Origin of the sequence: Roseovarius sp., from assembly GCF_965228755.1 — a bacterium.
GTDB lineage: Bacteria > Pseudomonadota > Alphaproteobacteria > Rhodobacterales > Rhodobacteraceae > Roseovarius.
The window spans coordinates 1,665,508-1,684,152 of sequence record NZ_CBDDIG010000005.1 but is presented as its reverse complement, the minus strand read 5'-3'; the positions used below and the strand labels follow the sequence as shown (position 1 = coordinate 1,684,152).

The following is an 18,645-nucleotide window of genomic DNA, read 5'->3' as shown; positions in this document are numbered from 1 at the left end:
AAACGGGGGCCGCGCGTGCTCAGACCCATCCTCAGCCTTTTCGGAACGATTTTCAGCCTTGCGACGCTTGTCGTGGTGATGGTGGCGCTGTCGATCGGCGCGGTGTTCCATATCTATGGCAAGGACCTGCCCAGCCACGAATCGCTGGCCAATTACACGCCGCCGACGATCAGCCGGATCTATTCGGGCGAGGGCCGGATCATCGACGAGTTCGCCCGCGAGCGGCGGCTGTTCACCCCGGCCGAGGAAATCCCCGAGCTGGTGAAGCAGGCGTTCATCTCGGCCGAGGACAAGAATTTCTACAACCACGCCGGTTACGACGCGCGCGGGATCGCCGCGGCCATCGTCGAGGCGGTGAAGACCCGGGGCGAGACGGTGCGCGGCGCCTCGACCATCACCCAGCAGGTGATGAAGAACTTCCTGTTGTCCGGCGACCGGCGGATCGAGCGGAAGATCAAGGAGATCATCCTGGCCACGCGGATCGAGGAGACGCTGAGCAAGGAGGATATCCTCGAGCTCTATCTCAACGAGATCTTCCTCGGGCAGAATTCCTATGGCGTGACCGCCGCCGCGCAGACCTATTTCAACAAGACGCTGAGCGAGCTGGAGCCGCACGAGGCGGCGTTCCTGGCCTCGATGCCGCAGGCGCCGGGGCGGACGCACCCGGTGCACAACAAGGACCAGCTGCGCGACCGCCGCAACTACGTGCTGCGGGAGATGCACGAGAACGGTTACATCAGCGAGGCGGTGAAGGACGAGGAGATCGCGCAGGAGCTGCGCTCGGTCCAGAACGGGGATTTCCCGGAATGGCGCGACACGCTGCCGCCGCGGGACTATTTCACCGACGAGATCCGCCGCCAGCTGTCGCAGAATTTCGGCGAGGGCGAGTTCTTTACCGGTGGGCTGACCGTGCGGGCGACGATCGACCCGGAAATGCAGACCGCCGGCGCGCAGGCGCTGCAGCGGCAGCTGGAGCAGTATGACCGCAACGCCGGCAAATGGCGCGGCACGGGCGAGACCCTGCCGGAAGAGGTGCTGGACGACGAGAAGGCGTGGCGCGAGGCGCTGGCGGCGACGGACGTGGCGCGCGATATCGAGCTTGACGGCAAGTGGTACCCGGCCGTGGTGCTGGAGCGGGGCGACCAGGAGATGACCGTGGGCATCGAGGCGATTGCCGAGGTGCAGAGCGTGCCGCGCAAGGACATCGCGTGGCTGCCGGGCGACTTCAAGGAGACGTTCAAGCGCGGCGACGTGGTGCATGTGCGCCGGATGACCTCGGACGACGATGGCAGCCTGATCCGCTGGACCCTGCGGCAGGTGCCGGAGGTGCAGGGCGGCTTCGTGGCGATGGACGTGCATAACGGCCGGGTTCTGGCGATGCAGGGCGGGTTCTCCTACCAGGACTCGGTGTTCAACCGGGCGACGCAGGCCGACCGGCAGCCGGGCTCGTCCTTCAAGCCGTTCGTTTACGCCGCAGCACTCGACAGTGGCTATTCGCCCGCGACCATCGTGATCGACGCGCCGATCGAGATCGACACGGCGGGGGGCATCTGGCGGCCGCGCAACTCGTCGAACCAGTTCTACGGGCCCACGCCGCTGCGGACCGGCATCGAGATGTCGCGGAACCTGATGACCGTGCGGCTGGCGCAGGAGGTTGGGATGGACACCGTCGCCGCCTATGCCGAGCGGTTCGGGGTCTATGACCGGATGAGCACCTTCCTGGCCAACTCGCTGGGCTCGGAGGAGACGACGCTCTACCGCATGGTCTCGGCCTACGCGATGTTCGCCAATGGCGGCGAACGGGTGCAGCCGACGCTGGTCGACCGGGTGCAGAACCGGTACGGCGAGACGGTTTACAAGCACGATCCGCGCGATTGCGTGGAATGCGACGAGCCGTCGATCCCGCGGAACCGGGGCCCGCGCATCGTGTCGAACCGCGACCAGGTGATCGACCCCGTCACCGCCTACCAGCTGACCTCGATGATGCAGGGCGTGGTGCAGCGCGGCACGGCCTCGGGCGCCATCAACCTGCCGGTGCCGGTGGCCGGCAAGACCGGCACCACCAACGATGCGCGCGACGTGTGGTTCGTGGGCTTTACCTCGAACATCGTGGCGGGCTGCTATATCGGGTTCGACCAGCCGCGCGGCCTTGGCCGGAGCGCCTATGGCTCGTCGATGTGCGGGCCGGTGTTCCAGGAGTTCATGTCGCAGGCGATCAAGAAATACGGCGGCGGCAAGTTCAAGGTGCCCGAGGGCGGGCATTTCATCAAGATCGACCGCTATACCGGCGAGCGCCTGCCCGACGGGGCCGGCGGCGCGCATGTGGTGGCCGAGTATTTCCGCGACGGGGAGGAGCCGCTTTTCGGCTATGTCTATGACGGCGGGTTCGCCATGGGCAACGACCTCGATATCTACGAGCAGAACCGTTCGGAAGAGGTGCGCGAGCTGACCACGTCGGACGGCGACACGGGTAGCGTGGGCGACAAGGCGAGCTTTGGCAGCCTGAGTTCCGGCGGCCTCTACTGACGCGGGCCGGGAGGGGCGCATGCTGACGGTCTGGGGGCGGAAGACCTCGTCGAACGTGCAGGCGGTGATGTGGGGCATTGCCGAGCTTGGGCTGGACTGCACGCGGCATGACGTGGGCCACAGGTATGGCGGCACGGATACGGACGACTTCATCGCGATGAACCCCAACCGGACGGTGCCGGTGCTGCAGGATGGCGATGACGCGCCCTTGTGGGAATCGGCGGCGATCCTGCGGTACCTGGCCAATCGCTACGGGTCGGACCCGTTCTGGCCGGAGGATGCGTCGGCGCGGGCGCAGGTCGACAAGTGGGCGGAATGGGCGAAGATCAACGTGGGCGGGGCGTTTACCGTGCCGATCTTCTGGCGCGTGGTGCGCACTCCCGAGGCGAAACGCGACTGGCCGGCGATCCGGGCGGCGGTGGCGGCGCTGGAAGGGAAGCTGGCGATCGCGGAGGCGCGGCTGGGGCAGGTGCCGTACCTGGCGGGGGAAGATTTCACGCTGGCGGACGTGCAGTTCGGGCACGTGCTGTACCGATATTACGAGATCGGGATCGAGCGGGCGGAACTGCCGAACGTGGCGCGGTATTACGAGCGGCTGCAGGCGCGGGAGGCGTATCGCGCGCACGTGATGGTGTCTTACGCGGAGCTGGCGGTTTCGTAGCATCGCGGCGGCGCGCCTTTGTTCCGCGCGGCGAGCGACACGTACCGACCCGTCTTGTCCAACCCCTTGGCCCTTGGTATCACCCGCATCTGAGCAGATCGAGGACCCTGACGCATGCGCGCTGAAATCGAAACCGCCGTGGAAGAGATCGAGAATTCGCTGGAGCTTCTGCGCCAGCGGATGGGGTGGGAGACCGCCAAGCACCGGCTGGAGGAATTCAACGCCCGCGTCGAGGATCCGACCCTGTGGGACGACCCGGCGAAGGCGCAGAAGCTGATGCGCGACCGGCAGGCGCTGGTCGACGCGATCGAGACGCATGATACGATCAAGCAGGACCTGTCGGACAATATCGAGCTCATTGAACTGGGCGAGATGGAGGACGATGCCGAGGTCGTGGGCGAGGCCGAGAGCGCCATCAAGGCGCTGCAGCAGAAGGCCGCCGCCAAGGAGCTGGAGGCGCTTTTGGACGGCGAGGCCGACGGCAACGACACCTTCCTCGAGATCAACGCGGGCGCGGGCGGCACGGAAAGCTGCGACTGGGCCAACATGCTGGCGCGGATGTATGTCCGCTGGGCCGAGAAGCGGGGCTACACGGTCGAGCTTCAGTCGGAAAGCCCGGGCGAGGAGGCGGGGATCAAGTCGGCCGCCTACAAGATTTCCGGGCACAACGCCTATGGCTGGCTGAAATCGGAATCGGGCGTGCACCGGCTGGTGCGGATCTCGCCCTTCGATTCAGCCGCCAAGCGGCATACCTCCTTCTGCTCGGTCTGGGTCTACCCGGTGGTGGATGACAATATCGAGATCGAGGTGAACCCCTCGGACGTGCGGGTGGATACGTTCCGCTCGTCCGGGGCGGGCGGGCAGCACGTCAACAAGACCGACTCGGCGGTGCGGATGACGCACATTCCGACGGGGATCGTGGTGACGTCTTCCGAGAAGTCGCAGCACCAGAACCGCGAGATCGCCATGAAGGCGCTGAAATCGCGGCTCTACCAGATGGAGCTGGACAAGCGGAACGAGGCGATTGCCGAGGCGCACGAGGCCAAAGGGGACGCGGGCTGGGGCAACCAGATCCGGTCTTACGTGCTGCAGCCCTACCAGATGGTGAAGGACCTACGCACGAGCGTCGAGACCTCGGATACCAAGGGCGTGCTGGACGGCGATCTGGACCAGTTCATGGCGGCGACGCTGGCGATGAACGTCTCGGGCAAGAGCCGGGCCGAGGCGCAGGGCGAGGACTAGAGCGGGCAGGGGGCGTTGCCCCCCGCATTGAAATCCTGAAGGATTTCAATGCTCCCCCCAGGATATTTTCAGCCAGAAGAAGCGGGGCGGAGCGTGTGGCCGCGATGGCCCCGCCGGCGGCGTCAGTCGGCCGCTTCCAGCGCGTCGAGCCGGGCGATGAGCCGGGCGTTCAGCGCCTCCTGTGCGGCGAGACGCTCGTTCAGCTCCCTCGCGGGTGGGGCCCACGTTGGGCAGGTGCCCGAGGGCAAGGGTTTCGGCGGGCAGGGGGTAATCGGCGTCGAACACCGCGTCGCAGCCGACCGAGCAGGAGCCCGCGGTGGTCAGCGTGCCGTCGAGTTCCATGTTGCCGTCGGCATCGAGCGACATTTCCTGGTTGTCGCCATCCACGATGTTGTAACGCAGCTGCCCGGTGCCGAGGGGGCCTTGGGTGAAGGTGATGTCGACCGACTGGTTGACCGCCGCGCCGTCGGCCGTGATGCGGAAGAAGTTGTACGAGTCGTCGCCGAACAGCTCGAGCGGGGCGCTCGGGTTGTTTGTTCCCAGGCCGACATTACCGGTCGCATGGACGAATATGCTGTGGTTCGGCGCTGCCTTTTCCAGATGCAAGATCGCGGCGTGCTCGTTGGCGTTTCGGACCTGGAAATAAGTCGGGTTCGCCCGCAATTCCCAGAAGGCCGATCCTGAATCCATGCGGATGCCGACGGCGCTGCTCGTCCCGGTAACGTGAAGCTGCTTGGTGGGCAGCATCGTGTTGATGCCGACATGGCCGTCTTCGCCGATCACGAGGGTGTTCTCGTTCGCGCCGCCCAGGATGCGGAAAGGCCGGGTGCCCGCGTCTTCGTCCTGCACGGCGAATTCTTCGGCGCCGCTGGCCGTGGTCTCGCCGGCCCGGATCGACCAGTCCCCTTTCGGAAACTCCGAGTCGGACATGTCTTCGAACAGGATGGCAGGAGCGAGGTCCTTGATCTTGAGGCCCTGCCGGTCGGGGATTTCCGGTTCGCTATCGGAACATTTCGCGCCGACGCAGAGCAGGTCGTCCAACACGATCAGGTCGTCCGAGACCAGTTCGTCGGCCATGGCGGCGCCGGACAGGGCGCAGGTCGCAAGCAGGGATGCCAGGATAGGGTGCTTCATTTCAATGTCCTCGTGGAAAGGTTTGGGGGGCAACAAATTCCGGTTATGGCACGAACGCTAAGCCGCAAGGGCAAGGTTGGCAATTCAATTGCGCAGGGGCGCCGGCCCGGCCGGCCCGGCCGGCGGCGAAATCGGCCTTGCACCGCCGCGGGCGGACCGCCAGATTGGCCGCATGGATGATATCCCCGCACAGACCGCCGCCGCGCAGGCCCACGCGATCGCCGAAGGCCGGCTGACGGCCGAGGCGCTGATGGAGGCGACGCTCGACCGGATCGGCGCGGTGAACGGGGCGGTGAACGCCATCGTCTCGCTGCGCGATCCCGACGAGTTGCTGGCCGAGGCACGGGGCGCGGACAAGGCCGGGCCGGGCGGCCCGCTGCACGGCCTGCCCGTCGCCATCAAGGACCTCGCCAACGCGAAGGGCCTGCCCACCAGCATGGGCTCGCCCGCCTTCGCGGGCCAGGTGGCCGAGGCCGACGACCCGCACGTGGCCCGCCTGCGCGCGGCGGGCGCCATCGTCATCGGCAAGACCAACACGCCGGAATTCGGGCTGGGCAGCCACACCTACAACCCGGTGCATGGCGTCACCCGCAACCCCTATGCGCTCGACCGGAGCTGTGGCGGCTCGTCGGGCGGCGCCGCGGTGGCGCTGGCGGCAGGGATGCTGACGCTGGCCGACGGGTCGGACATGATGGGCAGCCTGCGCAACCCGGCGGGGTGGTGCAATGTCTACGGGATGCGGCCGAGCTGGGGCACCGTGCCCTCGGGCGGGGGCGGGGAGCTTTACCTGCACCGGCTGTCGACGCGCGGACCGATGGCGCGCTGCCCGGCCGACCTGGCCTTGCAGCTCGACGTGATGGCGGGCGCCGTGCCCGGCCAGCCGATGACGCGGGATGCCGCGCCCTGTGGGGTGCCACAGCCCCGCGCCGAAGGTCGCCGCGTGGCGTGGCTGGGCGACTGGGGCGGCGCCTGGCCGATGGAGGACGGCATACTCGCGCTGTGCGAAAGCGCGCTGGGGGTGCTGGATGCCGCGGGCGCGCGGGTCGATGCGGTGGGTGCGCCCTTCGACCGCGACGCGCTCTGGCAGTCCTGGGTCACGCTGCGCGCCTGGAGCAATGCCGCCGATCTCGGCCCGCTGCTCGACGATCCGGCCACTGCCGGGCTGCTGAAGCCCGAGGCGCTGTGGGAGATCGAGCAGGGCCGGGCACTCTCGGCACTCGACGTCCACCGGGCCAGTCTGCGCCGGTCCGACTGGTACCGGCAGGCGATGGCGCTGTTCGAGACGCATGACGTGCTGGCCCTGCCCACCGCGCAGGCCTGGCCCTTCCCGGCCGATATCGACTGGCCCGGGGAAGTGGCGGGCGTGGCGATGGACACCTATCACCGCTGGATGGAGGTGGTGATCCCCGCCAGCCTGCTTGGCCTGCCGGTGGTGGCGGTGCCGGCGGGGTTCGGCGCGGCGGGGCTGCCGATGGGGCTGCAACTGATCGGCGCGCCGGGCACGGACGCGATGCTGCTGGAGGTGGCCGAGGCCTATCACCGCGCGACGAACTGGCCCGAGGCGCGGCCGCCGCTGTTAAGCTGAGCCCCAGTTACATCTTTGCCCCCGCCGATCCCTTGGCTAACCTGCGCCGGGGACGAGGGGAGGACGGCCATGCAGGAAAAACCGCTCGGGGTGCCGCCGCTGGGCGCGGCGCGCTTCGACATGCTGGGCGCGGCGCTGCACCGGGGCTGGCGCGACATGGGACGGGCGCCGGGCTATGCCATTGTTTTCGCGGGCGTCTACGTGGCGATCGGCTGGGTCATGGCGTGGATCACGTGGGTCACGGGGCAAAGCTACTGGCTGATCTTCGCGGCCGTGGGCTTTCCGCTGATCGGGCCCTTCGCGGCGGTCGGGCTCTACGAGGTGAGCCACAGGCTGAGCGAAGGCGAGCCGCTGGTGGCACGCGAGATCTTCGGCGTGATCGCGCATCAGAGGCGGCGGCAACTGCCCTCGATCTGCGCGGTGATCATCATCATGTTCCTGTTCTGGTTCTTCCTCGCCCACATGATCTTTGCCCTGTTCCTCGGCCTGTCGGCGATGACCAACGTGTCGAGCAGCTACGAGATCTACCTCACCCGCGAGGGGCTTTCGATGCTGGGGTTCGGCACGGCTGTGGGGGCCGCCTTCGCGCTGCTGCTCTACATGATCACGGTGATCGCCCTGCCGCTGCTGCTCGACCGCGAGGTCGATTTCGTGACGGCCATGATCACCTCCTTCCAGTCGGTCCTGCGCGCGCCGGCGCCGATGCTGGGCTGGGCGGTGATCGTGGCAGGGCTGACCTTCGTGGCGATGCTGCCGGGGTTCCTGGGGCTATTCGTGGTGCTGCCGCTGCTGGGGCACGGGACGTGGCATCTCTACCGGCAGATGGTGGAGGCGGGGGAGGGGTAACTATCGAGCGCCGAGCGTCCGCCATGGCGGATATGCAACGCCCTTGAGTTAGGCCGCGTCAACCTTGGATTGTGCTGGCGCGAGGGCGCGTTCCGGGGCATTTTATCCTTACATTACAGAAGGATGCCATATGAATTTCCCGTTTCAGCCTCTCCGCACCTGCCTGCTCGGCCTGTCCCTTGCCATCGGCCTGTCGGGCGTGGCGCCCTCCGTGGCACAGACCACGGGCTTCACCACGCCGCTGGTCAAGGACGCCTACGTGATCGAGATCCCGTTCAAGCCCTATGGCAGCATGTATTACGCCATCACGATCCGCGAAGTGCAGGGCAAGGTGGCGGTCTGCGGCATCTGGGCCGAGGGCGATCGCTGGCAGGCCTATGTCATCAAGGGGCACCTGCCGATGCGGGTCCGTGGCGTGACGACGGTGATGCTGGGCGATACCTACCTGCTGAAAGGGGTGGGCTTTTTCACCCAGGGCGAGAAGGAGGATTTCGTCACCGGCACCCCGGTCAATTGCCAGATGACGAACGTGCCCTGGCGGCGGGGATATTCCAACAAAATGATCAACCTGCGCATTCCGAGGCTGAGGGTCATCGCCTGAGCATCTAGGGGGCGCCGACGGGCAGCGCCCGACCGCGGGTGGGCGCACCAACGATTGAGTTGGGTGATTTATGGTGCGGCCCACCTCCGACGACGGCTCTGCATGCCCCCGTTGCAGAAGCGCCCGCCCGGGGGGCGGTGTCGCCATTGTCGCTCGGACCAATGGCGCAACAATGACGACCGCTGCCCGGCGCCACGCCCTTGGCGTGGCTTGATTCCGGGCGACCGACGGTGGCTCACAGAGGTCAGCTCACCCCCGCTCCTCCGCCTTCGCCCGGTCCCACAGCGCGTCCATCTCGGCGAGGTCCGACTCCGACGCCTCCCGCCCGTCTTCGGCCAGCCATGCCTCGATCCGCTCGAAGCGCCGGGTGAACTTGGCATTGGCCCCGCGCAGCGCCGCCTCGGGTTCGACCCCCATGTGGCGCGCAAGGTTGGCCATGACGAAGAGCAGGTCGCCGAACTCCTCCTCCACCTTCTCCTGCGGCAGGCTCTCGGCGGCCTCGCGCAGCTCTCCCGCCTCCTCGGTGATCTTGTCGAGCACATGGCTCGCATCCGGCCAGTCGAACCCCACGCGCGCCGCCCGTTTCTGCAGCTTCACCGCCCGCAGTAGCGCCGGCAGCCCCAGCGCCACGCCGTCCAGCACGCCGGTCTGGGCCTTGGCCGCCCGCTCGGCGGCCTTCACCGTCTCCCAGTCGCGGGTCTGCTGCTCGGCCGACTTGTCGCGGCTCTCGTCGCCGAAGACATGCGGATGCCGCGCCACCATCTTGTCGGCAATCGCGTCCGCCACCTCGTCGAACCCGAAAAGCCCGCGGTCCCGCGCGATCTGCGCGTGAAATACCACCTGCAACAGCAGATCGCCCAGCTCGTCCTTCAATTCGCCCCACGCCTCGCGCTCGATGGCGTCGGCGACCTCGTAGGCCTCCTCGATCGTGTAGGGGGCAATCGTGCCGAAATTCTGCTCGATATCCCACGGGCACCCCGTGTCGGGATCGCGCAGCCGCCGCATGATCTCGATCAGGCGGGGCATACCTCCGGACGGGTCGAATATCAGCGGATCGTCAGGCATTGCACCCCCTCAATTCTTGCAGTTGAATGCAGCGTGACCAATGAGGCGCGAGGAGTCCAGACATGGCCGTGATAAACCGCATCGCGGGGTTCGCCGACGACATGACGGCATGGCGGCGGCACCTGCACACCCACCCCGAGCTGGGCTTCGACTGTCACGAGACGGCGGCCTTCGTGGTCGACAGGCTGCGGGAATTCGGGATCACCGAGATCGAGACCGGCATCGCCACCTCGGGCGTCGTCGCGGTTATCGAGGGGCGCGGCGAGGGGCCCACCATCGGGCTGCGCGCCGACATGGACGCGCTGCCGATTATGGAGGCGACGGGGCTCGACTATGCCAGCGCAACGCCGGGCCGGATGCATGCCTGCGGCCATGACGGGCACACCACGATGCTGCTGGGCGCCGCCCGCTACCTTGCCGAGACGCGCAACTTCGCCGGCCGCGTCGCGCTGATCTTCCAGCCCGCCGAGGAAGGGCCGGGCGGCGGCCGGGTGATGGTCGAGGAGGGCATCCTCGAACGCTACGGCATCTCCGAGGTCTATGCGCTCCACACCCTGCCGGGCGCGGCGGAGGGCAGTTTCGAAACCTGCCCCGGCCCGATCATGGCCGGCGTCGACACCTTCCATATCGACGTGACCGGCCTTGGCGGCCACGGCGCCATGCCGCACGAGACCCGCGACCCGGTCGTGGCGGCGGCGGGCATGGTGCAGGCGATCCAGACCATCGTCAGCCGCAACCACTACGCCCTCGACGAGCTGGTCGTCTCGGTCACCCAGATCCACACCGGCAGCGCCGAGAACATCATCCCCGAAACCGCCTATATCAACGGCACGATCCGCAGCTTCGACCCGGGCGTGCAGGCCATGGTCCACCGCCGGCTGGAGGAGATCGTGGCGGGGCAGGCGGCCTCCTACGGGGTCACGGCGGAGCTGCGCATCGACGTGGGCTACCCGGCCACGATCAACCACCCCGACCAGACGGGTTTTGCCGCCGGCATCGCCCGCGAGGTTGCCACCGGCGGCGCGGTGGTGGACGACCGGCGCAAGGAGATGGGGGCCGAGGATTTCTCCTACATGCTGGCCGAGCGCCCCGGCGCCTACCTCTTCCTCGGGCAGGGCGAGGCCGCGGGGCTGCACCACCCGAAATTCGACTTCAACGACGCGGTGGCGCCGGTGGGCGCCTCCTTCTTCGCCCGGCTGGTGGAGCGCGCCCAGCCGGCGGCCTGAACCACGGGGCTTGACGCCCCGCTTCGAACCTGCACAATTTGATCAAATTATTCCCGGCAGATCTGGAGGCAAGACCGGCATGGCACTGGAAGATGCGAAGAAGGAAGTCGACAACGCGCTCATTCAGGAGGACCTGAAGGGCCTCTCGCACGAGAACACCTTCGGTGGCGCGCTCTCCTTCCTGCGCCGCGCCTATACAAAGAACCTGCAAGGCGTCGACGTGGCGGTCACCGGCATTCCCTTCGACCAGGCGGTCACCAACCGCCCCGGCACCCGCCTCGGCCCCCGCGCCATCCGCGAGGCCAGCACGTTGCAGGCCTTCGACGCGCCCTATGGCTGGGGCTATGACGCGATGAGCGAGCTGGCGATCGTCGATTATGGCGACGTGGCCTTCGACTATGCCAAGATCCAGGATTTCCCCGACGCGGTGACCGACCACATCCGCATCATCCTGGCCGCGGGCGTGCCCAGCATCGCTTTGGGCGGTGACCATTACATCACCTTCCCGATCCTGAAGGCCTATGCCGAGAAATACGGGCCCCTGTCGCTGGTCCAGTTCGACGCCCATACCGACACCTGGCCCGATGACGACATGGAGCGGATCGACCACGGCACCATGTTCTACAAGGCGGTGAAGATGGGGCTGATCGAGCCGGCGCGCTCGGTCCAGGTGGGCATCCGCACCTCGAATTCCGACCCGCTCGGCGTCAACATCATCGACGCCCGCGAGGTCTACGAGGCCGGTCCCGCTGCTACGGCTCAAAAGATCAAGGGGATCGTCGGCGATCACCCGACCTATGTCTCCTTCGACATCGACGGGCTCGACCCGGCCTTCGCGCCTGGCACCGGCACGCCGGTCTGGGGCGGGCTGACCTCGGTGCAGGCGGCGATCATCCTGCGCGACATGGCCGGGATCAACATGGTCGGTGGCGACGTTGTGGAAGTGTCGCCGCCCTATGATACCTCGGGGGCGACGGCCGTCGCGGGGGCGCATGTGGCGACCGATCTGATCAGCCTCTGGGGCTGGCGCCACCGGAAAGGTCGGGAGTGAGTATTTTGGGAACAATGAAAGGCGGGGGATGCGTATCGCGGTAATCGTCGTGCTGGTCGTGCTGGTGCTGGCCATCGGGCTGGCCGCTTACGTGCGGCTGGCGCCCTCCGACCCCAAGCGCTGGCACAAGATGCCGGATGACGTGGCCGACCGCGATTTCAGCAGCGGCGCCATGCGCGTGATCGCGGCGGGCGAGGGTGATCTGGCCCGTCTGCACGGGATCATCGCCGGCAGCCCGCGCACCACGGTGCTGGCAGGCTCGGTCGAAGACGGAATGATCACCTATGTCAGCCGGACGAAGCTCATGGGCTTTCCCGATTACACCACGGTCCAGCAGGCGGGCGGCGAGATCCGCATCCATGCCCGTCAGCGCTTCGGCTCGTCAGATCTTGGGGTGAACGCCAGGCGCGTCGACGGCTGGCTGAACCGGTTCCGACAGGGATGACGACAGGCACCCGTCGCTGATTTCCCGCCACATCGGGTTGTTGAGCGACATCTGGCACTGCGCCATGAAGCTGCGCCCGTCCACGTGCAGGCAGGTCATCTCGCCGATCTCGACCCGCCCGCCGGTCTTGTCGGTGCAGTAGCAATCCACCGTCTTGCCGTTATAGATCCCGTCGGCCAGCGCCGGCGCGGCAAGGAACGTGAGAAGGAAGGCAAGCCGTTTCATGGGGGAAAGTATAGCACCGTCAACCCGCTTGACCAAATGAAAGGAATGGGAGAGACCGGCGCCATGGTGCCCTTGGACAAACTGAACGAGATCACGCAGCGCTTCGAGTATCTCGAGGCGCGGATGGCCGAGGGCGGCGGCGATATCGCCAAGCTGGGCCGGGAATATGCCGAGCTTCGCCCGGTGGTCGAGGAAATCCGTGCCTACCGGCAGTTGCTCGACGATCTGGAGGGGGCGCAGGCGATGCTCGACGACCCCGAGATGCGCGAGCTTGCACGCGAGGAGATGGAGACGCTGGAGGCGCGCAAGCCCGGGCTCGAGGACAAGCTGCAACTGGCCCTGCTGCCCAAGGACGAGGCCGACAACCGCTCGGTCATCCTCGAGATCCGCCCCGGCACGGGCGGCGAGGAGGCGGCTCTTTTTGCCGGCGACCTCTTGCGCATGTACCAGCGCCATGCCGAGGAGAAGGGCTGGAGTTTCGAGATCATCGAGATGAGCCAGACCGAGCTTGGCGGGATCAAGGAGCTGGTGGCCCATGTGAAGGGCGACGGCGTCTTTGCCCGGATGAAGTTCGAAAGCGGCGTGCACCGGGTGCAGCGCGTGCCGGAAACGGAATCGGGCGGGCGCATCCACACCTCCGCCGCCACCGTCGCCGTGCTGCCCGAGGCCGAGGATGTGGACATCCAGATCGACCCCAACGCCCTGCGCATCGACACGATGCGGTCAAGCGGGGCCGGGGGGCAGCACGTCAACACCACCGATTCCGCCGTGCGCATCACCCACCTGCCCACCGGCATCGTGGTGACCTCCTCCGAGAAATCCCAGCACCGCAACCGCGAGATCGCCATGCAGGTGCTGAAGACCCGGCTCTACGACATGGAACGGCAGAAGGCGCATGACGAACGCTCCTCGGCCCGGGCGGCGATGGTGGGCTCCGGCGACCGCTCGGAACGCATCCGCACCTACAATTTCCCGCAGGGCCGGATGACCGACCACCGCATCGGCCTCACCCTCTACAAGCTCGACCAGATCATGAACGGCGACCTCGACGAGATCACCGACGCGCTGACCGCCGATGCCCAGGCCACCCTGCTGGCGGAGATGGAGGGGTGAGCCGGACCGTCGGCGACGGGCTCTCGGACCTGCGCGGGAGGCTGGCCGCCGCCGGCATCGAGGGCGCCCCCCGCGAGGCGCGGCGGATCATGGCCGCGGCCCTCGGCGTGGCGCCCGACCGGGTCAGCCTGATGCAGACCGACCCGCTGCCACCCGCCGCCGAGGACCGCCTCACCGGCATGGCCGCCCGCCGCTGCGCGCGCGAGCCGCTGTCGCATATCCTTGGCCTGCGCGCCTTCTACCGCCACGAATTCCGCGTCACCCGCCACGTGCTCGACCCGCGCCCCGAGACGGAAATGCTGGTCGAGGCGGGGCTGGGCGCGCCGTTCGAGCGGGTGCTCGACCTCGGCACGGGCACCGGCTGCATCCTGCTGTCGCTGCTGGCCGCGCGGCCCGGGGCCAGCGGGGTGGGCACCGACATCTCCGACGACGCGCTGGCGGTGGCGCGTGAAAATGCCCAGACGCTCGGCGTGGCCGACCGCTGCGAGCTGCGCCTCTCCGACTGGTTCACCGCCGTCGAGGGGCAATATGACCTGGTCGTCTCGAACCCGCCCTATATCGCCGCGTGGGAGATGGACACGCTCGAACCCGAGCTGCGCTACGAGCCGCGCGGCGCGCTGACCGACGAGGGCGATGGCCTCACCGCCTACCGCGCCATCGCCGCGGGCGCCATGGATCACCTCCGCCCCGGCGGCCGCCTGCTGCTGGAAATCGGCTGGCGGCAGGGGCCCGACGTGTCGGCCCTCCTGCGCGCCCGGGGCTTCGAGAACCTGCGCCTTCACACCGATCTCGACGGGCGCGACAGGGTGGTCAGCGCCGCCCGGGCCTTCACGGCGCCGTGACATACCGACACGTGAGCGCTAAAAATCGCCCGAATTGAGCGAAATATCGGCCTTTCCCCTTGTCTCGGGCCGTCAGGCATGTTTACTGGAGGGGTCAAGCCGGTGGATGCCTGAAACAGGCGGTCCCGCTTGACATCAAGCCAGAACATGTCGGATCCGGGTCAAATTTCGGCGCAAGGGGCGCCAGTCGGGTCGAAAAGACGCTTTGAGCATAGGGCTGACAACTTAACAATGAGATCATCCAAGTCACGTTCGCGGAACAAGTCGAACCGCAATAGATCGATGGGCAACGTCGTCAACCGGGTTTTCGACAGCTCGGGGCCCGAGGGCAAGGTGCGCGGCACGCCGCAGCAGGTCATCGACAAGTACAACCAGCTTGCGCGCGACGCCCAGCTGGCCGGCGACCGGGTCGCCGCAGAGAACTTCCAGCAGCATGCCGAGCATTACCTGCGGCTTCTGGGGTCCGCCCAGAAGGAGCAGGACGCCAAGCGCGAGGAGCAGGAACGTCAGAACCGCGAACGCCAGGCCGAGCGCGACCGCGAGCGCGCCAAGCGGCAGGAACGCGAGATGAACGGCGGCGACATGGTCGAGGACGACCAGCCGTCGCAGCAGAACCACCAGCCGCAGGGCGAAGGCAAGCAGAAGCAATCCCGCTCGGACGTGCTGGAAACCACGGGCGACGAGCCCGACAGCGGGCTGGTGGAAACGCCGGAAAGCAAGTCGGGCGACACCGGTGGCCAGCAGGACGCGCCGCAGGAGAAACCCAAGCGCACCCGCAAGCCGCGCACGCCCAAGCCGAAAGCCTCCGACGGGGGCGGCGACAAGGGCCCGGATTCGAAGGAAGCGGCGGAGTAAACCGCCTGTCTGCCAGTCGAGAGAATGAAAGGGCGCTGCCGAGGGGTGGCGCTTTTTTCGTGCGCGTCACGCGCGCGGCGGGTCCGGCGAGATCGGAATTTTGGAAAATTCCGGGCCGGAAAATTGCAATTTTCCGGCCCGTTTTCTTCGAAGAAAACGGTTGGTCAGCGCAGCCCTTCTACCCCTCGAACCCCCTTGCCAGCGCGCAGAACTGCTCGAGCGATACCACCTCGGCCCGGTCCGTAGGCTTGATCCCCGCCGCCACCAGCCTGTCCTCGATATCCGGCCCCAGCCCCTTCAGCGCCGCCCGCAGCATCTTGCGCCGTTGGTTGAAGGCGCGGGCCACCACGTCCTGCAGGATCTTCGCGTTGGCCGGGTAGCGGGGGCCGGGCAGGGCGGCCAGGTGGACCACCGCGCTCGACACCTTGGGCGGGGGCGAGAACGCCCCCGGCGGCAGGCTCAACACGATCTTCGCGTCACAGCGCCACTGCGCCAGCACGGCGAGCCGCCCGTATGCCTTGCCGCCGGGCTGCGCCACGATCCGCTCGGCCACCTCGCGCTGGAACATCAGCGTCAGGCTCTCCCAGAAGGGAGGCCAGTCCTTCGGCGTCAGCCACCGTACCAGCAGCTCCGTCCCGACATTGTAGGGCAGGTTGGCCGCCACCTTGATCGGCGGGGTCAGGTGCGCCAGCGGGTCCACCTCCAGCGCGTCGCCCTCGATCACGTCCAGCCGGCCGGGATACGCCGCGGCGATCTCTTCCAGCGCGGGGATGCAGCGGCTGTCCTTCTCCACCGCCAGCACCCGGCGCGCGCCCTCGGCCAGCAGCCCGCGGGTCAGCCCGCCGGGCCCCGGCCCGATCTCCAGCACGTCGGCGCCCGCGATTTCCCCCGCCGCGCGCGCGATCCGCGCGGTCAGGTTCAGGTCGAGCAGGAAGTTCTGGCCCAGCGACTTGCGCGCCGAGAGCCCGTGCGCCGCGATCACCTCGCGCAGGGGGGGCAGGCTGTCGATCCCGCTCATGCGGCGGCGCGGGCGACGGCCATGCGCGCGGCCAGCCGCAGCGCCTCGATCGTCGAGGTGGGGTTGGCCACCCCCTTGCCGGCGATGTCCAGCGCGGTGCCGTGATCGGGCGAGGTGCGGATGAAGGGCAGGCCCAGCGTCACGTTCACGCCCCGGTCGAAATCCAGCGTCTTGATCGGGATCAGCGCCTGGTCGTGATACATCGCCACCGCCGCGTCATAGGTGGCCCGCGCGCTGGCGTGGAACATCGTGTCGGCCGACATCGGCCCGGCGAGGTCCAGCCCCTCGGCCCGCAACTCCTCGATCACCGGCGCGATCAGCTCGATCTCCTCGCGCCCCATCTTGCCGCCTTCGCCGGCATGCGGGTTGAGCCCGGCCACCGCCAGCCGCGGCGTCGCCACCGAGAAATCGCGCACCAGCGCCGCATGGGTGATCCGCAGCGTCTCGCGCAGCAACTCGGCTGTCAGCGCTCCCGGCACGTCCTTCAGCGGAATGTGGATCGTCGCCGGCACCACCCGCAGCATGTCGCTGGCCAGCATCATCACCACCCGGTCGACCCCGCCAAGCGCCGCCAGGTACTCGGTATGGCCCGGATAGGCGAACCCCGCCCCGTCCTGCAGCGCCTTCTTGTGGATGGGGGCGGTACAGACGGCGCCGGCGAACCCGTCCTGCACCAGCTTCACCGCGCGGGCGATCACGTCGATCACGCCCTGCGCATGGGCCGGATTGGGCTGGCCGGGGGTCAGTGCGCCCTCGAACCGGTGCGGCAGCACCGGCAGGCCGCGGGGCAGGGCGGAGAGGCACCCCTCGGGGCTGTCGATCTCGACCACGCGGGCGCCCTCGGGCAGGTGGTCGGGGTCACCGATCAGGAAGAAGGGCAGCCGCCCCTGCAGCCGCTCCCACGCCCGCACCGCCAGTTCCGGGCCCACCCCGGCCGGTTCGCCACAGGTCAGCGCGATGGGTGCGGTCATCTCAGCTCGACGATCCGGGCCTCGGCGCGCAGTTGTTCCAGGTAACCGTTGGCCAAGGAATCGAGCTGCCGGTTGCGGATGAAGTTGGTCAGCTGCTCGGCCGTGGGGCCCTCGCCGCCGTCGACAATGGGGGTCCGCTCGCACAGCATCAGGAAGACCAGCGTCTGCCCGTTCGAGCGGGTCAGCCGGGTCGACACCTCGCCGGGATCGAGATTGGCCAGTTCGCGCGCCACGTCCTGCGGGATCTCGTTCGGCGCCTTCTTCTCGCGCGCCAGCACCTCGGGCGGCTGGCCCTTGGCGATGCCGTAAAGGTCGTCGCAGACATCCACGTCGGCCTCGACATTGGCGGCGCGCTGCCGGGCTTCCTGGCTCTGCCCGCCGGCGATGTAGTACATGGCGTATTCGATCGAGGAATAGCGCGGCGTCGGCACGGCGGTCTCGGCGATGTCGCGCAGCTGCAGCAGCACGATCGCCCGTTCGGTCGGCAGCGGTGCCGACACCTCGCCGGGCGACAGGCCCAGCACCACGGGGCGCAGCGGCTCGGGCAGCTCGTCGACCGAGGTCCAGCCCATCTGCCCGCCGCTGTCGGCCGAGGGCGAGGCCGAATAGCGCCGCGCGGCGGCGGCGAACTCGGCCAGGCTGGTGATCCGCGCCAGCTCCTCGGCGCGTGCCATCGCTTCCTGCCCGCCGCCCTGCGGAATGGGCAGCACGATCTCGGACAGCAGCACCGTCACGCCCGAGGTGCCGGTCATCGCCAGCTTGGCGCGCTCCATGTCTTCCTCGCTCACGTCGACGGTATTGCCGAACTTCGCGCGCACCACCTCGCGCCAGGTGACGCCGGCCCGCACGAAGGCACGGAACGAGCTTTCGTCGACCCCCGCGGCGCCAAGGCTCTGCACCATCTGGTTGGCCGACATGTTGCCCCGCTGGGCGAATTCTTCCATCGCCGCGTCGACCACCTCCTCGGTGACCTGGATGCCGTCCACCTTGGCCGCGCCGAGCTTGAGCCGGTCCTCGACCAGCTGCTCCCGCGCGATCTCGATCGGGTCGCCCGGCGTGCGGAACAGCGTCAGCATCCGCGCCCGCTGCTCGATCTCGAACCGGGTCACGGCCTGTTCGTTGACCTTGATCACCGGTTCGAAAAGGCCCTGGGCCCCGGCCTGCGGCGCCGGCACCAGGAACAGCGCGGCGGCCAGCGTGGCCATGGCGGCTTTGAAGACAACAATTCGCATAGAGACG

General features: G+C 68.0%; 18 protein-coding genes. 12 read left to right on the top strand and 6 right to left on the bottom strand.

Going from position 1 to position 18,645, the window contains the following annotated elements:
• Window positions 1–15: 15 nt before the first annotated feature.
• The 3 genes from ACO07J_RS11840 to prfB all read left to right on the top strand — a co-directional run bounded on the left by ACO07J_RS11840 (window position 16) and on the right by prfB (window position 4,429).
• A complete protein-coding gene (locus tag ACO07J_RS11840; RefSeq protein ID WP_422029073.1) occupies window positions 16–2,526 on the top strand; it encodes a penicillin-binding protein 1A in 2,511 nt (836 codons plus the stop codon).
• Window positions 2,527–2,545: 19 nt separating this feature from the next.
• Window positions 2,546–3,187 (top strand): glutathione S-transferase family protein, encoded by a 642-nt coding sequence (locus ACO07J_RS11835; RefSeq protein ID WP_422029071.1) that lies wholly within the window; start codon window positions 2,546–2,548, stop codon window positions 3,185–3,187.
• A gap of 114 nt (window positions 3,188–3,301) precedes the next feature.
• Window positions 3,302–4,429, top strand: coding sequence for a peptide chain release factor 2 (prfB, locus tag ACO07J_RS11830; RefSeq protein WP_422029069.1), 1,128 nt, complete (start codon window positions 3,302–3,304; stop codon window positions 4,427–4,429).
• Window positions 4,430–4,474: 45 nt separating this feature from the next.
• On the opposite strand, the gene ACO07J_RS11825 is transcribed toward prfB, so the two are convergent.
• The gene (locus ACO07J_RS11825) at window positions 4,475–5,506 is read right to left on the bottom strand and encodes a hypothetical protein (RefSeq protein WP_422029067.1); all 1,032 of its coding nucleotides are present in this window, start codon (window positions 5,504–5,506) and stop codon (window positions 4,475–4,477) included.
• A gap of 229 nt (window positions 5,507–5,735) precedes the next feature.
• On the opposite strand from ACO07J_RS11825, the gene ACO07J_RS11820 reads away from it, so the two are divergent.
• The 3 genes from ACO07J_RS11820 to ACO07J_RS11810 all read left to right on the top strand — a co-directional run bounded on the left by ACO07J_RS11820 (window position 5,736) and on the right by ACO07J_RS11810 (window position 8,595).
• Complete coding sequence (locus ACO07J_RS11820) at window positions 5,736–7,148, top strand: amidase (RefSeq protein WP_422029065.1); 1,413 nt, start codon at window positions 5,736–5,738, stop codon at window positions 7,146–7,148.
• Between the two features lie 69 nt (window positions 7,149–7,217).
• Window positions 7,218–7,994 (top strand): DUF2189 domain-containing protein, encoded by a 777-nt coding sequence (locus ACO07J_RS11815; RefSeq protein WP_422029063.1) that lies wholly within the window; start codon window positions 7,218–7,220, stop codon window positions 7,992–7,994.
• A 130-nt stretch (window positions 7,995–8,124) separates the two neighbouring features.
• Window positions 8,125–8,595, top strand: coding sequence for a hypothetical protein (locus tag ACO07J_RS11810; RefSeq protein ID WP_422029061.1), 471 nt, complete (start codon window positions 8,125–8,127; stop codon window positions 8,593–8,595).
• Between the two features lie 249 nt (window positions 8,596–8,844).
• Here the strand turns inward: ACO07J_RS11810 and mazG are convergent, their stop codons facing one another.
• Window positions 8,845–9,660: a nucleoside triphosphate pyrophosphohydrolase gene (mazG, locus tag ACO07J_RS11805; protein WP_422029059.1), complete on the bottom strand. Its 816-nt coding sequence runs from the start codon at window positions 9,658–9,660 to the stop codon at window positions 8,845–8,847.
• Between the two features lie 62 nt (window positions 9,661–9,722).
• Here mazG and ACO07J_RS11800 point away from each other — a divergent pair, with 62 nt between their 5' ends.
• The 3 genes from ACO07J_RS11800 to ACO07J_RS11790 all read left to right on the top strand — a co-directional run bounded on the left by ACO07J_RS11800 (window position 9,723) and on the right by ACO07J_RS11790 (window position 12,382).
• Entirely contained in the window at window positions 9,723–10,886 is a 1,164-nt protein-coding gene (locus ACO07J_RS11800) for a M20 aminoacylase family protein (protein ID WP_422029057.1), read from the top strand.
• A 79-nt stretch (window positions 10,887–10,965) separates the two neighbouring features.
• Window positions 10,966–11,937: an agmatinase gene (gene speB, locus ACO07J_RS11795; protein WP_422029055.1), complete on the top strand. Its 972-nt coding sequence runs from the start codon at window positions 10,966–10,968 to the stop codon at window positions 11,935–11,937.
• Window positions 11,938–11,965: 28 nt separating this feature from the next.
• Window positions 11,966–12,382 (top strand): DUF1499 domain-containing protein, encoded by a 417-nt coding sequence (locus ACO07J_RS11790; RefSeq protein ID WP_422029053.1) that lies wholly within the window; start codon window positions 11,966–11,968, stop codon window positions 12,380–12,382.
• Here ACO07J_RS11790 and ACO07J_RS11785 read toward each other — a convergent pair.
• Entirely contained in the window at window positions 12,320–12,607 is a 288-nt protein-coding gene (locus ACO07J_RS11785; protein ID WP_422029051.1) for a hypothetical protein, read from the bottom strand. The two genes, ACO07J_RS11790 and ACO07J_RS11785, sit on opposite strands and share 63 nt — an antisense overlap.
• A 63-nt stretch (window positions 12,608–12,670) precedes the next feature.
• On the opposite strand from ACO07J_RS11785, the gene prfA reads away from it, so the two are divergent.
• The 3 genes from prfA (at window position 12,671) to ACO07J_RS11770 (ending at window position 15,417) form a co-directional block, all read left to right on the top strand.
• The gene (prfA, locus tag ACO07J_RS11780; RefSeq protein WP_422029049.1) at window positions 12,671–13,720 is read left to right on the top strand and encodes a peptide chain release factor 1; all 1,050 of its coding nucleotides are present in this window, start codon (window positions 12,671–12,673) and stop codon (window positions 13,718–13,720) included.
• The gene (gene prmC, locus ACO07J_RS11775) at window positions 13,717–14,562 is read left to right on the top strand and encodes a peptide chain release factor N(5)-glutamine methyltransferase (protein ID WP_422029047.1); all 846 of its coding nucleotides are present in this window, start codon (window positions 13,717–13,719) and stop codon (window positions 14,560–14,562) included. The genes prfA and prmC overlap by 4 nt, the downstream gene beginning before the upstream one ends.
• A 231-nt stretch (window positions 14,563–14,793) precedes the next feature.
• Window positions 14,794–15,417 carry a DUF4167 domain-containing protein gene (locus tag ACO07J_RS11770; protein ID WP_422029045.1) on the top strand — a complete coding sequence of 208 codons (624 nt, stop codon included), beginning with the start codon at window positions 14,794–14,796 and terminating at the stop codon, window positions 15,415–15,417.
• 178 nt (window positions 15,418–15,595) lie between these two features.
• On the opposite strand, the gene rsmA is transcribed toward ACO07J_RS11770, so the two are convergent.
• The 3 genes from rsmA to ACO07J_RS11755 are packed head-to-tail and all read right to left on the bottom strand — an operon-like array spanning window position 15,596 to window position 18,638.
• The gene (gene rsmA, locus ACO07J_RS11765) at window positions 15,596–16,435 is read right to left on the bottom strand and encodes a 16S rRNA (adenine(1518)-N(6)/adenine(1519)-N(6))-dimethyltransferase RsmA (RefSeq protein ID WP_422029043.1); all 840 of its coding nucleotides are present in this window, start codon (window positions 16,433–16,435) and stop codon (window positions 15,596–15,598) included.
• Window positions 16,432–17,406 (bottom strand): 4-hydroxythreonine-4-phosphate dehydrogenase PdxA, encoded by a 975-nt coding sequence (gene pdxA / locus ACO07J_RS11760; protein ID WP_422029041.1) that lies wholly within the window; start codon window positions 17,404–17,406, stop codon window positions 16,432–16,434. Before pdxA ends, rsmA begins: the two co-directional genes overlap by 4 nt.
• Window positions 17,403–18,638: a peptidylprolyl isomerase gene (locus tag ACO07J_RS11755; RefSeq protein WP_422029039.1), complete on the bottom strand. Its 1,236-nt coding sequence runs from the start codon at window positions 18,636–18,638 to the stop codon at window positions 17,403–17,405. Before ACO07J_RS11755 ends, pdxA begins: the two co-directional genes overlap by 4 nt.
• Between the last annotated feature and the right edge of the window lie 7 nt (window positions 18,639–18,645).